Raw genomic sequence first — 13040 nt, 5'->3', positions numbered from 1 at the left:
CTCGGATCCGCGCAGCTCAGGGAAGTGCGACGCGTACGGCGGCCGGTATGCACTCCGCTATGAGGGGCAGCGGTCCGAGCGGCTCCCCGTCGGCGTAGCCGGTGATGCCCTCGGCGAGGAGCTCGACGCGGGCCGCCCGGTGAACGCTCACCAGGGGATGGTCGACGTGGGTGCCCCGGTAGACCCTGGGGAAGATCTTGAGCAGCGTCGTGCGGCTGCAGTCCCCGACCACCGTGATGTCGAACAGCCCGTCACCGAGGTCGGCGCCCGGGCAGATCCTCATACCGCCGCCGTACGACGATCCGTTGCCGACCGCCACGAGCGTGGCCTCGATCTCCCGTGTCTCGCCGTCGTCCAGCGTGATGCGGTACGGGAAGGGCCGGAAGGCTGCCAGTTCGGCGAGCATGGCGACGTCGTACTTGAAACGCCCTGCGGGCAGCCGCATCCGGTTCCCGCGGTCGTTGACCCGGGAGTCGAACCCGGAGGCGAGGACGGTGCCGAACCAGGTGCCGTTCACCCGGCCCAGGTCGACGTCACGCAGCTGGTCGCTCTTGAGGGCGTCGGCGATCAGTCGTCCCGAGGCCGCCGGGTCGCCCACGGGCAGGCCGAGGGCGCGCGCGAAGTCGTTGCCGGTCCCGGCGGCTACCAGACCGAACGGGGTACGGGTCCCGGCGACGGCCTGGAGGGCGAGGTTCGCCATCCCGTCGCCGCCGACCGCGACGAGTGCGCCGGTGCCGCCCGCGATCGCCTCGCGCGCCCGCGCGAGGGCGTCCGCCGCGTCCTCGCCGAGGACCGTCCGGACGGAGAATCCCGCGTCACGCAAAGCGGAAGCGGCCGGCAGCGCCGCTCGGGCGCCCCGGCCGCGGCCCGCGGTGGGGTTGACGAAGAGGGTGATCTCGCTGGTCACAGGGTGACCCTACGAGGTCCCGGGCTTCGTCAGGTCACGTCGTCATAACCGTTGACCCGGTCCGTGGTGGCCTGCTCCGGAAGGGTCCGGCCGGCCGTCACGTTCTCGATGTCGCCGATGTCCTCGGGGGTGAGGTCGAGGTCGGACGCCTCGTCGTCGGCCGGCCCGGACTCGTCGCGCCGACGCTTGCGCCGGTCGTTGAGCAGCGAGAAGACGACCGCTCCGAAGTACAGGATCCAGATCGGCCCGGCGAGCGCCAGCATCGTCAGCGGGTCGGTGCTGGGAGTGGCGACGGCGGCGAAGACCGTGATGCCGATGATCATTCCGCGCCACCAGCCGAGCATGCGCTGACCGGTGAGGATGCCCGTGAGGTTGAGCATCACGAGGAGCAGCGGCAGCTCGAAGGAGAGACCGAAGACCACCACCATGCGCGTGACCAGGTCGAGCAGGTCGTCCAGCGGCAGGAGGTTCTTGACGCCGCTCGGCGTGAACTGCATCAGCACCTTCGCCGTGGTGGGGAGCACCTTGTAGGCGAAGAAGGCGCCGCCGAAGAACAGCGGAACACCCGTACCGACGAACGCGTACGCGTACTTCTTCTCACTCTTGTGCAGACCCGGCGCGACGAACGCCCAGAGCTGGTAGAGCCAGACCGGCGAGGCGAGCACGACGCCCGCCATCAGGGAGACCTTCAGCGCCAGGGTGAACGGCGCGAGCAGACCGTTGATGGTGATCTGCGCGCACTGGTGGTTCTTGGGCTGCTTCGCCAGCTCGGCGAAGGTCTCCGGACACCCGATGGAGTCCAGGACCGGCTTGGTGAAGAAGTTGATGATGCTGTTGTAATAGAAGGCTGTGACGATCGTCACTATGACGATGGCCAGCACCGCCTTCGCGAGCCGGTTGCGGAGCTCGCGAAGATGGTCCGCGAGAGGCATGCGCCCCTCGGGATCCCTCTCCGTGTTGCGGGCAGACTTGAGCAACCCACATCCTCATCTCATGCGGCGGGCCGGATGTCACCGGCCCTGCGTCAGCGCTGGGTCGTGTCCGTCGGCTCGTTGACCGGGCGCGCGCTGGTCACGTCGCCGGGAGCGGCCTGGATGGTGCGCTGAGCGGGGGTCTGCTCGTCGGTGCTGGGCGGGCCGGCCGGGGCCGGGCTGCTGCCCTCGTCCTTCATCGCCTTCGCCTCGCTCTTGAGGATCCGGGCCGACTTGCCGAGGGAGCGCGCCATGTCCGGAAGCTTCTTCGCGCCGAACAGCAGGATGATGACGACGAGGATGAGAATGATCTCGGGAGCTCCGAGCCTTCCGAACATAAGTCTTTACCTTCTCACCGAGGCTGCATGGTCGGGGTGCTGTCCGATGGTTCGGACATGTGTCCGATCATCATGTTGTCAGCGATCGTAACGCTCAGGGGTGAACGCGGGGCAATCCCTGTGCGTACTCCCAGTTCGCGGCCCGCGCCTCATTCTCCGGGCCGCGCCCCTGAGCGTACCTGGCCCGGACATGAAGTCGACAGGCTGGCGTGACTCATTGCGCATCCATGGAACGACTCATACCGCATCCATAGAGCGTGCGGCCCCGACAGCCGCCCGTTCCAGGTCGTCGGAGGCCGTGCCGATACGGCGCGCGGAGTCGGCCACCTGTCGGCCCAGACGCTCCGCTTCCAGGAAAACACGGACGGCGAGAACTCCGAGGACCGTGATTCCCAGGAAACCCGCGGCGATAGCAAACATCGGCCAGAACATGGAGACGACCCTAGAGGGTGGAGTGCACCCGCAGCGTGCGGACCCCGCCCCCGGTGAGCAGTTCGACGATGCGTTCCCCCGCGGGCTTGCGGACGGCGGACCCGCACGCGGGGCACGTGAACGAGTAGAACGTGGTCCGGCTGCTGGCGCCGATGGCCAGGCGCAGGGCGCCCGGCGTGAGCTCGAAGCCGGCCCGGCAGTCGGGACAGGCGGCCTTGAACATCACCTCGACCACCCTTCGCATCCCGGCGAAGGCCGTCCCGACCGACATCTCCTGCGCCCCCGCGGGCGACCCCGTCCGTCCAGTCATCCCCTGCCTCCCCGAGGGCAACCCGGTCCGTCCGGCATCCCCGGCGTACCCGAGGGCACCCCGGCGCTTCCAGACAGCCCCGGCGTACCCGAGGGCACCCCGGTCCGTCCCGGTGTCCCCGCCCGCCGCACGGCACCCGGCTTCTCCGAGGTGCCCGGCCTTCCCGGCGCACCAGACATCGACGACGTGCTCAAAGCCCTTGCTCCCGCCCCTCGTACGGCCTGTCCTCGACCCCTTCGAGCCCGGCCGGCCCGTCGTAGGCGGCGAGCGCCTCGCGGGCCGCGCTCCGGGCGCTGTCCGCGAGGTCCTGCGGCGAGACGATCCGGCCGTCACCGCCGAGGCGCAGGGCCAGCCGCCGCAGCGACGTGGGATCGGGGGTCCGCAGAGTGATACGCAGCCCGCCGTCCGGCAACTCATCCGCGCTGTCGTGCGGGTAGTACTCGGCGACCCAGCGCCCGCCCGGACCGACCTCGACGACCACCTCGGGGTCCTCGGCCGCAGGCTGGACGAGCCCCTCGGAGAGGTCCCGCAGCTCGACCTCGGGCGGCGCGGACGGCTCGTCCAGGATGCGGATCTCGGCGACCCGGTCGAGCCGGAAGGTGCGGCGCGCCTCGGAGCGGCGGCACCAGGCCTCCACATAGGTGTGCCCGACGCTGACCAGGCGGATCGGGTCGATCTCGCGCTCGCTCAGCTCGTCCCGCGAGGGCGAGTAGTAGCGGATCCACAGCCGGCGCCGCTCGGAGATCGCCCGGTCCACATCGGCGAAGACGCCACCCTCGGACTCGAAGGTCACCGACAGCCGGGAACTGGCACCCGCCGCCTCCCCCGAGGCGGCCTCCACCTTGGCGGTGGCCCGCAGCAACGCCTGCCGGTCGCCCTCGCGCAGGCCGGGCAGGGTGGACACCGCGCGGGCGGCCACCAGCAGCGCGGTCGCCTCGTCGGCGGCGATCCGCAGCGGCTCGGCGACGTCGTCGGGGTTGTGCCACCAGATCCGGTCGCCGTCGGTGTCGATGTCGAGCAGATCCCCGCCGCGGAAGCTGGTCCCGCACAGCGGCAGCACGTCGAGGTCGGAGATCAGCTCGTCCTCGGTGATCCCGAAGGCACGGGCGACATCACTGACACGGGCGCCGGGGCGCTCGCGCAGATACGTCACCAGGGAGAGCATCCGCCGGGTCTGGTCGATCGCGTTCGTGGGCCTGGCCGGTTTTCCTGCCACTTTCTTACTTTTCCCCTCAGCCCTTGGCCACGGCGCGCAGCCGGTCGACCACATCGGCCCGCAGTTCGGCGGGCTCCACGACCACTACGTCCGGTCCGAACTCGACGAGCCAGGCGTCCAGTCCGTGCCCGTACGGAATCTCCAACTCGTCCCAGCCGCCGCCCAGTTCCCGAACGGAGACGGCCTTGGCCCGCAGCGGATAGCCCGAGCCGGAACGCAGCCGGATCAGCGCCGAGCGGTCGGTGATCTCCCCTGCCCAGCCGGCGACCGTCTCGCGCACGGTGACGACATCGGGGACCTCGGCCGTGTACCGGCCGGCACGCGCACGGACCTTGCCGGTGATCCGGGAGAGCCGGAAGACGCGCTCGGCGGCACGGTCACGGTCCCAGCCCGCGAGATACCAGTGACCGCGCCAGCACTCCAGGGCCCAGGGCTCGACGTGCCGGGTCTCGGGGTGCGCGGCGGTGGCCTTGCGATAGTCGAAGACGACCGGGCGGCGGTCACGGCACGCGAGCATCAGGGGCTCGAACGCCGCCTCGTGGACGGGGATGTGCGGCTCCAGGGCGCCGTGCGACTCGTACGGATCCACGTCCTCGGGCAGACCCGCGGCACGCAGCTTCTGCAGCGCGCCGCTCGCGGCACCGGCCAGCCGGGCCTGCTGCCAGACCTTGGCGGCCAGACCGAGGGCCGCGGCCTCCTCGGCGTCGAGGGTGATCGCCGGCAGGCGGTTGCTGTCGCGGCGGGCGAGATAGCCGACCTCGCCGTCGAGGTTCTCCACCGTCTCGATGACCAGGCCGAGTTCGCGCAGATCGTCCTTGTCCCGCTCGAACATCCGGTTGAAGCTGTCGTCCGACCCGGCTTCCAGATAGGCCTCGATGGACTCGCGGAGTTCGCGCTTGCTGAGCGGCCGCCGCGTCCCGAGCAGACACAGCGCGAGGTTCATCAGCCGCTCGGCCTTGGCAATGGCCATCGACGCCCTTCCTATGGTGCTTCCGACCGATGACCGTACCGCTCCGGAGTGTCGCGGCAAAAGCCGAGGGCCCATGCCCGGACAGGCATGGGCCCAGATGATCGGATCCGGTCAGACCCTGATCACACGGCGTACGAAGATCGGACCGGACTCTTGTCCATGATCCGCCCTTCATGATCCGTTCCTCCTGACACCCGGACCGGAGTACGGTCCGGTGCCGGTCTCAGACCGCGACCAGGTCGCAGACGAAGATCAGCGTCTCGCCGGGGGCGATGGCGCCGCCCGCGCCGCGGTCGCCGTACGCGAGGTGCGCCGGGATGACCAGCTGACGGCGACCGCCGACCTTCATGCCCTGCACGCCCTTGTCCCAGCCACTGATGACCTGACCGACGCCGAGCTTGAACTCCAGCGGGGCGCCGCGGTTCCAGGAGGCATCGAACTCCTCGCCGGTGGAGAAGGCCACACCCACGTAGTGGACCTTCACGAAGTCGCCGGCCTTGGCGACGGCGCCGTCGCCCTCCCAGATGTCCTTGATCTCGAGTTCCGCCGGGGGCTCGCCGCCCGGGAAGTCGATCTCGGGCTTCTCGATGCTCACGTCTTTGCTCCTGCTTGTGTACGTATGGGCAACACCGACAGTCTTACATCACACACGGCGTTACATCTTCGCCAGGATGTCGACCGAGAAGACGAGCGTGGAGTCCTTCTTGATCCCGCTGCCGGCCGGCGGCTTGTCGCCGTAGCCCAGCTTCGGCGGAATCACGATGAGAACGCGACTGCCCACCTTCTTGCCGGTCAGCCCCTGCGCCCAGCCCTTGACGACCTGCTGGAGCCCGAACGACGTCAGCTGACCCCGCTGGTACGTGGAGTCGAACTCCTTGCCGGTGTCCCAGAGCACGCCCTCGTACTGCACCAGGACGCTGTTGTCGGCCTTGACCACGTCGCCGTCGCCCTCGATCACATAGTTCGCCACTAGCGCCGCGGGAGGGTCCGTCTTCGGTACCGTGATCTTGGGAGCGCTGCCGTCCGTATTCGTGCCGACCTTCGGCAGCTTGGCATCGCTCTGCGCGGCGTTCTTGCCCTTGGCGGAGCTCTTGGAGTTGAACGTGTTCTCGATGTCGACGACGAACACCAGCGTGTCGGTGCCCTTGATGCCCGCCTGCGCGTTGCCCTGCGTGCCGTAACCCCAGGTCGGGGGGACGGACATCTCGACGCGGCTGCCGGCCTTCTTGCCCACCAGGGCGTAGCGCCAGCCGTCGATGATGCCGCCCTGCGCGAGCTGGATGACCAGCGGCGTCTTACGGTCGTAGGAGTTGTCGAAGACCTTCGCCGTGGCCCAGATCTGACCCAGGTAGTTGGCCTGGATGTAGTCGTTCTCCGCGACCGTCTGACCGCCGCCCGCGATCACCGTCCTGACCGCGAGGTCCTTCGACGGCTCCCCCGTGCCCTTGGCCACGGTCGGCTTCTCACCGAACTTCGTACCGGCGGTGATCGCCGGCAGCGGGCCGTCGACGATCTTCGGCGGAGGCGGCGCGGAGGCCGCGGCGGAAGCCGAAGGCGACGGGCTGCTGCTGGACTTGGCCGTGTCTGACTTGCCGTCGTCACCGCATCCGGCGAGTGTGACCAGTCCAGCGGGTACGGAGAGAAGGAGTGAGCGTCGGCGCACGGTGGGGCCCTCGTATCGGTCGATCTTGGCTGATGGCGTGCGCGCAACTCTACGACGTGAGAAGAGCGCCGTACGGAAAACGTACGGCGCCCCGCGTTGCGTTCCGCTTCACCCGCGGAACTCCCGGCTCACATTCCGGCGATGAGCTTCTCCACCCGGTCGTCCACCGAACGGAACGGGTCCTTGCACAACACTGTGCGCTGCGCCTGGTCGTTGAGCTTCAGGTGCACCCAGTCGACGGTGAAGTCCCGGCGCTGTTCCTGAGCGCGCCGGATGAAGTCGCCGCGCAGCCGCGCCCGAGTGGTCTGCGGCGGCACGGACTTGCCCTCGAAGATCTTCAAGTCGTTGCAGATCCGAGCGGCTTGCCCCTTCCTCTCCAGCAGGTAGTAGAGGCCACGACGGCGGTGGATGTCGTGGTAGGCGAGGTCTATCTGCGCGACCCGGGGGTGCGACATGGTCATGTTGTGCTTGGCCCGGTACCGCTCGATGAGCTGGTACTTCATGACCCAGTCGATCTCGGTGCCGATCCGGTCGAGGTCCTCGGCCTCGATCGAGTCGAGCACACGACCCCACAGTTCGAGGACCTGTTCGACGGTTCCGGTACGGATGCCGCGGCGCTCGCAGAAGTCCACGGCCTTCTCGTAGTACTCGCGCTGCACCTCGAGCGCGGAGGCCTCGCGGCCGCTGGCCAGACGCACCTTGCGGCGGCCCGTGATGTCGTGGCTCACCTCACGGATCGCCCGGATGGGATTCTCCAGGGTGAGGTCGCGCATGACGGTGCCCGCCTCGATCATGCGCAGCACGAGGTCGGTGGCACCGACCTTGAGGAGCATGGTCGTCTCGGACATGTTCGAGTCGCCGACGATGACGTGCAACCGGCGGTAGCGCTCGGCGTCCGCGTGCGGCTCGTCACGCGTGTTGATGATGGGCCGGGAGCGGGTCGTCGCCGAGCTGACACCCTCCCAGATGTGCTCGGCTCGCTGGCTGACGCAGTACACGGCACCGCGCGGAGTCTGCAGCACCTTGCCGGCACCGCACAGCAGCTGCCTCGTGACCAGGAACGGAATGAGGATGTCCGCGAGTCGGGAGAACTCCCCGTGCCGGGCCACCAGATAGTTCTCGTGGCATCCGTAGGAGTTGCCTGCCGAGTCGGTGTTGTTCTTGAACAGATAGACGTCGCCCGCGATTCCTTCCTCGTGCAGGCGTCGTTCGGCGTCCACCAGGAGTCCTTCGAGAATGCGCTCGCCGGCCTTGTCGTGGGTGACGAGTTCCGTCACGTTGTCACATTCGGGTGTCGCGTATTCCGGATGTGATCCCACGTCGAGATAAAGGCGGGCACCGTTCCGCAGAAAGACATTGCTGCTGCGGCCCCATGACACGACACGGCGGAAGAGGTACCGCGCCACCTCGTCGGGAGACAGGCGTCGCTGTCCCCTGAACGTACACGTGACGCCGTACTCGTTCTCCAGCCCGAAAATGCGGCGGTCCATGACTGAACATTACGCCCGATCCCCTGAGCTGAAACGGGGTTCGACGGCTCGGTTTGGATCATTTTCCGATGAGACCGCAACGACCCCGCCCCTCCCGGTAGCTGCGAGGACCCGGCCCGTGGCCAGCAGAACCACCAGCGCGGCCGCGCCCGCGACCCCCGGAACGGCGAAGCCCCGGGCCGCCCCACCCCACTCGACGACGGGCCCCGCGAGGCCCGTTCCGACCGACGCGCCCACGGTGAACGTCGTCACAAGCCAGGAGAAAGCCTCGGTGACGGTACCGGCCGGAGCGTGCCGGTCCACCAGGACGAAGGCGCAGGCGATGCAGGGCGCGAGGAACACCCCGGCGAGCGTGGCCAGAGCGGTCATGGCGACCGGACCGGGCACCAGCATCAGCGGGATGTAACACACCGCCAGAAGAGCGACGAGCACCCGCAGCCGCCGCTCCGGAGCCCCGCCCCACCGACGCGCGCCGTAGACCAGGCCGCCCAGCAGCGCGCCGAGGCCGATGCCCGCCATCAGCCAGCCGTACACCGTGTCCCCGCCGTGCGCGTCGGCGTACGACAGCGAGGCGACCGTGATCGAGCCGAGCGCGATCCCGACGAACAGGAAGGCCCCGAGCAGGGCCAGCAGCCCCGGTGAGCGCAGGGCACCGAGCCAGTGCGCCTCGCGCGGGGCCGAACGCCACGCGCGCGAGGGCGGCGAGAGAACCACGGAGAGGGCACCCAGGACGCCGATGACGCTCAGGACCAGCAGCGCCGCCCGCGCGGACCAGAGCGAGACGCACAGCGTCACCAGCAACGGCCCGACGGTGAACATGACTTCCTGCGCCACGGCGTCCATCGCGTACGCCGTGTGCACTTGCTCCTCCCTGCGCAGGACGGAGGGCCACAGGGCCCGCAGGCCGCCCTCCAGGGGAGGCGTGAAGAGCCCGGCCACGGCCATCGCGGCACAGGCGAGGCCCGGCCGGTCCGTCCCGACGAAGGCGAAGACAACCATCCCGAGGGCCGAGACGACCGCCGCGGGCAGCTGCACCCGCGGTTGCCCGTAGAGGTCCACGAGCCGGCCGAGCAGCGGCTGTCCCACCGCGTTGGCCACCCCGTACACGGCGGCGAGCGCGCCCGCCAGGCTGTACGTGCCGCCCTCGGCCCGCACGAACAGCACGACGGCGATGGCCGCGGTGGCGTTCGGCAGCCGCCCCACGAGGGTGCCGACGAGCAGCCGGGCGGCGTGCCTCGCCCTGAGGATCTCCAGGTATCCCGCGGCCATGGCATGCCCTTCCAGTAGTGCGCGACGTTCAAGTGTTACGTATAACGTCTCACTCCATACGTACCATGTGCGCTGTCCGGGAGTCCAGACGAAGGAGCATGCCGACGGTGGCAAGAGGTAGTACGCGCCCCACCAGCCGGGACGTCGCCGAGGCCGCCGGGGTCTCCCAGGCGGCCGTCTCCCTGGTGCTGGGCGACAAGTGGCGCGGCCGGGTCTCCACGGCCACGGCGGAACGCGTCCGGGACGCGGCCCAGGAGCTCGGCTACCGCCCGAACCTGGCCGCCCGCAACCTCCGCCTCGGCCGCACCCGCACGGTCCTCCTGGTGGTCCCAGCACTCACCACGGAGTTCTTCGCGGGCGTCTACACCGGCGCGGCCCGCGTGGCCGCCGAGCACGGCTTCGGCGTCGTCCTCTATCCCTCCCCCGAGGGCATCGGCCCCGCCCGCGACCCCTTCGGCTCCGCCCAGGCCGCCCTCGACGGCGTGATCGCCTCCTCCATGGCCGCCGACGCCCTCACCGCGATCCGCGGCGACCAGCTCCCCCTGGTCATGCTCGACAGCGACCCGGCCGGCAGCCAGGGCGCCGCGACCGTCAACCTCGACATCGCCGACGGCGTACGCCAGGTCACCGGCCACCTCCTGGAACTGGGCCACCGCCGCTTCCTGCACCTCGCCGCCGACATCCCGTCCTGGACCTTCGAGGTCCGCGCCCGGGAGGTGGCCTCCTGCCTCGTCGAGGTCCCCGGAACCAGCCTGCGGGTCGCCCGGGCGCCCATCTCCTTCGAGGACGCCCTGGCGGCGGCCCAGACGGCCCTCTCCGCCCCGGGCCCCCGCCCCACCGCGGTGATCTGCGACGACGACAAACTGGCCGCGGGCGCCTACAAGGCGGCCCGCCGCCTCGGCCTGCGCATCCCCGACGACATCTCCATCACCGGCCTGGACGACCTCGCCCTGGCCCGCGCCCTCGACCCGGAACTCACGACGGTCCGCCTGGACGCCGAACGCTTCGGCGAACACGGTATGAAGGCCCTCCTGGCCGTCCTGGACGGCCGCACACCGCCCCAGGAGGACATCCCCGTCGAACTGGTCGTACGGGGCTCCACGGCCCCTCCAGCCCCGTAGAAGCCGCCACCCTCACCCCCGGGCCCACGAGTCCCGGCCACGCATACGGAAGGGGCCGCGCCGGTGTGCACCGGGGCGACCCCTTCCGTATGAGCACCCGACGGACGGGCGCGAGGTCGGACGTGACCTCACTCGTCGTCGTCGGCGTCCTCGGCCTCCGTCGCGGTCTCCGCTCCTCCGGCCTCCAGCAGCCGGCCCAGCTGACGGCCCACGATCCGCTTGAACTTCCGCTTCTGCGGCCGCGTCCGGTCCAGCACCGCGACCTCCAGCCGCTCCACCGGAATCTCCCGCTCGCCGCCGTTGGGCTCCCGGGACAGCGACTGAACGGCCAGCTTCAAAGCCTCCGCCAGCGACATCCCGTCCCGGTGCTGGGTGTCCAGATAGGTACTGATCTGCTCGGCACTGCCGCCCACGGCGACCGAACCGTGCTCGTCCACGATCGAACCGTCGTGCGGCAGCCGGTAGATCTGGTCGCCGTCCGGCGTGTCGCCGACCTCGGCGACCACCAGCTCCACCTCGTACGGCTTCTCCGCCGCCGACGAGAAGATCGTGCCCAGCGTCTGGGCGTACACGTTCGCGAGACCACGGGCGGTCACGTCGTCACGGTCGTACGTGTAGCCGCGCAGGTCGGCGTAGCGCACACCGCCGATCCGCAGGTTCTCGTACTCGTTGTACTTGCCGGCGGCCGCGAAGCCGATCCGGTCGTAGATCTCGCTGAACTTGTGCAGCGCGCGGGACGGGTTCTCGCCGACGAACACGATGCCGTCGGCGTACTGCAGCACGACCAGGCTGCGACCGCGGGCGATGCCCTTGCGGGCGTACTCCGCCCGGTCGGCCATGGCCTGCTGAGGTGAAACATAGAACGGAGTCGACACCGGCTACCCGTCCCTTTCTGTCGAAGTCACTGGATCACCTGGGAAAAGAGGCCGGTCTCAGAGCAGCGCGGCGCGCGGGCCGTCGGGCTGCTCGAGTCGCCGCTCCAGGATCGCTCGGGCGATCTCCGAGGACTCCTCGTCATTGAGCCGGCGGAAGCCGCTCTCGGTGATCACGGTGACGATCGGGTAGATCCGGCGCGCGACGTCGGGACCACCGGTCGCCGAGTCGTCGTCGGCCGCGTCGTAGAGGGCCTGGACGACCAGCGTCGTGGCCTGGCTCTCCGTCAGGTCCTTGGCGTAGAGCTTCTTCATGGCGCCGCGCGCGAAGATCGAGCCGGAGCCCGTGGCCGCGTAGCCGTGCTCCTCGGAGCGGCCACCCGTGACGTCGTAGGAGAAGATGCGGCCCCGGTCGCGGTCCACGTCGAAACCCGCGAAGAGGGGGACCACGGCGAGGCCCTGCATGGCCATGCTGAGGTTGGAACGGATCATCGTGGACAGGCGGTTCGCCTTGCCCTCCAGGGAGAGCGTGGCGCCCTCCACCTTCTCGAAGTGCTCCAGCTCCAGCTGGAACAGCTTCACCATCTCCACGGCCAGACCCGCCGTACCGGCGATGCCCACCGCCGAGTACTCGTCGGCCGGGAACACCTTCTCGATGTCGCGCTGGGCGATGACGTTCCCCATCGTGGCCCGCCGGTCACCGGCGAGGACGACTCCGCCGGCGAACGTGACGGCGACGATGGTCGTGCCGTGCGGGGCCTCGATCACACCCTGGACGGGCGGCAGTTGCCGCCTGCCGGGGAGCATCTCCGGCTGGTGGTCGGACAGGAAGTCCATGAACGACGACGACCCGGGCGTCAGGAAGGCAGCCGGTAGACGCCCGGTGCTACGAGTGTTGGCTTCCACGGGGATCCTTCCAAGTAGGCGGCAGCCCGACGAACTGCGTCGGGATCATCTCCCAACTTGCCGATGGCCGAATTGCAGTTGAAGCACAGTACGCCACGGACACTACCCGTCTTGTGGCAGTGATCCACATGAATGGCGGGAGCTTTCAAACAGATCACGCAGAGGCCCATCTGCGAGGCCACCATCTCGTCGCGGTCGGCTTCGGTGAGGCCGTAATGGCGCTTCAGATGACCCGCCCGGCCTTCGATCGCCCGGCATGCCTTGCAGCGCGTCGACAGCCCGTCCGAGGCCGTTGCGTTGCGGTGCCACTCACTCCAGGGTTTGACCTCACCGCATTTGAGGCAGAGTTTGTGCCCCTCGGGCACGTCCACCTGAGGACGAACTTTCCGCCCGAGGCTCACCTGACGGCTTCGGTGATAGTCCGACGCGCAATCTCGACAGTGATGCTGCAGACCGTCCAGATTGGACCGCTTGCGAGCGAAGGCCGCGTGCGGCTTGGCCTCGCCGCACCGCACGCAACACTTCACACCCTCTTCGTTCTTCAACCCGAAGCCCCCCGTGGCCTTAGATTCGAA

General features: G+C 69.3%; 15 protein-coding genes. 1 reads left to right on the top strand and 14 read right to left on the bottom strand.

Annotation, left to right across the window (positions count from 1 at the left end; genetic code table 11):
• Nucleotides 1-16: 16 nt before the first annotated feature.
• From ACFYR3_RS11030 to ACFYR3_RS10980, 11 genes are all read right to left on the bottom strand, one after another.
• Complete coding sequence (locus tag ACFYR3_RS11030; protein ID WP_389282500.1) at nucleotides 17-907, bottom strand: diacylglycerol kinase; 891 nt, start codon at nucleotides 905-907, stop codon at nucleotides 17-19.
• A 29-nt stretch (nucleotides 908-936) separates the two neighbouring features.
• A complete protein-coding gene (gene tatC / locus ACFYR3_RS11025; RefSeq protein WP_355839822.1) occupies nucleotides 937-1884 on the bottom strand; it encodes a twin-arginine translocase subunit TatC in 948 nt (315 codons plus the stop codon).
• Nucleotides 1885-1931: 47 nt separating this feature from the next.
• The gene (tatA, locus tag ACFYR3_RS11020) at nucleotides 1932-2216 is read right to left on the bottom strand and encodes a Sec-independent protein translocase subunit TatA (RefSeq protein WP_355839824.1); all 285 of its coding nucleotides are present in this window, start codon (nucleotides 2214-2216) and stop codon (nucleotides 1932-1934) included.
• Nucleotides 2217-2453: 237 nt separating this feature from the next.
• Nucleotides 2454-2648, bottom strand: coding sequence for a hypothetical protein (locus ACFYR3_RS11015; RefSeq protein ID WP_355839826.1), 195 nt, complete (start codon nucleotides 2646-2648; stop codon nucleotides 2454-2456).
• Between the two features lie 10 nt (nucleotides 2649-2658).
• Nucleotides 2659-2958, bottom strand: coding sequence for a hypothetical protein (locus ACFYR3_RS11010; RefSeq protein ID WP_355839828.1), 300 nt, complete (start codon nucleotides 2956-2958; stop codon nucleotides 2659-2661).
• A gap of 190 nt (nucleotides 2959-3148) precedes the next feature.
• On the bottom strand, nucleotides 3149-4174 hold the full coding sequence (locus ACFYR3_RS11005; protein WP_355839830.1) for a WYL domain-containing protein: 1026 nt from the start codon (nucleotides 4172-4174) through the stop codon (nucleotides 3149-3151).
• Between the two features lie 16 nt (nucleotides 4175-4190).
• Nucleotides 4191-5144 (bottom strand): WYL domain-containing protein, encoded by a 954-nt coding sequence (locus ACFYR3_RS11000; protein WP_355839832.1) that lies wholly within the window; start codon nucleotides 5142-5144, stop codon nucleotides 4191-4193.
• A gap of 223 nt (nucleotides 5145-5367) precedes the next feature.
• On the bottom strand, nucleotides 5368-5739 hold the full coding sequence (locus ACFYR3_RS10995; RefSeq protein WP_328556501.1) for an FKBP-type peptidyl-prolyl cis-trans isomerase: 372 nt from the start codon (nucleotides 5737-5739) through the stop codon (nucleotides 5368-5370).
• A 60-nt stretch (nucleotides 5740-5799) separates the two neighbouring features.
• Nucleotides 5800-6807, bottom strand: coding sequence for an FKBP-type peptidyl-prolyl cis-trans isomerase (locus tag ACFYR3_RS10990; RefSeq protein WP_355839834.1), 1008 nt, complete (start codon nucleotides 6805-6807; stop codon nucleotides 5800-5802).
• Between the two features lie 128 nt (nucleotides 6808-6935).
• Nucleotides 6936-8297, bottom strand: a complete 1362-nt coding sequence (pafA, locus tag ACFYR3_RS10985) for a Pup--protein ligase (RefSeq protein ID WP_019066118.1) — start codon at nucleotides 8295-8297, stop codon at nucleotides 6936-6938.
• 9 nt (nucleotides 8298-8306) lie between these two features.
• A complete protein-coding gene (locus ACFYR3_RS10980; RefSeq protein WP_355839836.1) occupies nucleotides 8307-9566 on the bottom strand; it encodes an MFS transporter in 1260 nt (419 codons plus the stop codon).
• Nucleotides 9567-9673: 107 nt separating this feature from the next.
• Between ACFYR3_RS10980 and ACFYR3_RS10975 the strand changes: the two genes are divergently transcribed.
• The gene (locus ACFYR3_RS10975) at nucleotides 9674-10687 is read left to right on the top strand and encodes a LacI family DNA-binding transcriptional regulator (RefSeq protein WP_355839838.1); all 1014 of its coding nucleotides are present in this window, start codon (nucleotides 9674-9676) and stop codon (nucleotides 10685-10687) included.
• A 128-nt stretch (nucleotides 10688-10815) separates the two neighbouring features.
• Here the strand turns inward: ACFYR3_RS10975 and prcA are convergent, their stop codons facing one another.
• Genes prcA through ACFYR3_RS10960 form a run of 3 tightly spaced genes read right to left on the bottom strand, consistent with a single transcriptional unit; the run spans nucleotide 10816 to nucleotide 13010 of the window.
• Nucleotides 10816-11562, bottom strand: coding sequence for a proteasome subunit alpha (gene prcA, locus ACFYR3_RS10970; RefSeq protein ID WP_355839840.1), 747 nt, complete (start codon nucleotides 11560-11562; stop codon nucleotides 10816-10818).
• A gap of 57 nt (nucleotides 11563-11619) precedes the next feature.
• Complete coding sequence (prcB, locus tag ACFYR3_RS10965; RefSeq protein ID WP_355839842.1) at nucleotides 11620-12465, bottom strand: proteasome subunit beta; 846 nt, start codon at nucleotides 12463-12465, stop codon at nucleotides 11620-11622.
• Nucleotides 12417-13010: an endonuclease VII domain-containing protein gene (locus ACFYR3_RS10960; protein WP_355839844.1), complete on the bottom strand. Its 594-nt coding sequence runs from the start codon at nucleotides 13008-13010 to the stop codon at nucleotides 12417-12419. The genes prcB and ACFYR3_RS10960 overlap by 49 nt, the downstream gene beginning before the upstream one ends.
• Nucleotides 13011-13040 lie beyond the last annotated feature (30 nt).

It is taken from the genome of Streptomyces sp. NPDC005784 (genome assembly GCF_042871525.1).
Taxonomy (GTDB): domain Bacteria; phylum Actinomycetota; class Actinomycetes; order Streptomycetales; family Streptomycetaceae; genus Streptomyces.
Note: the sequence above shows the minus strand (reverse complement) of the source record. Positions and strands in the feature narration are given on the sequence as shown.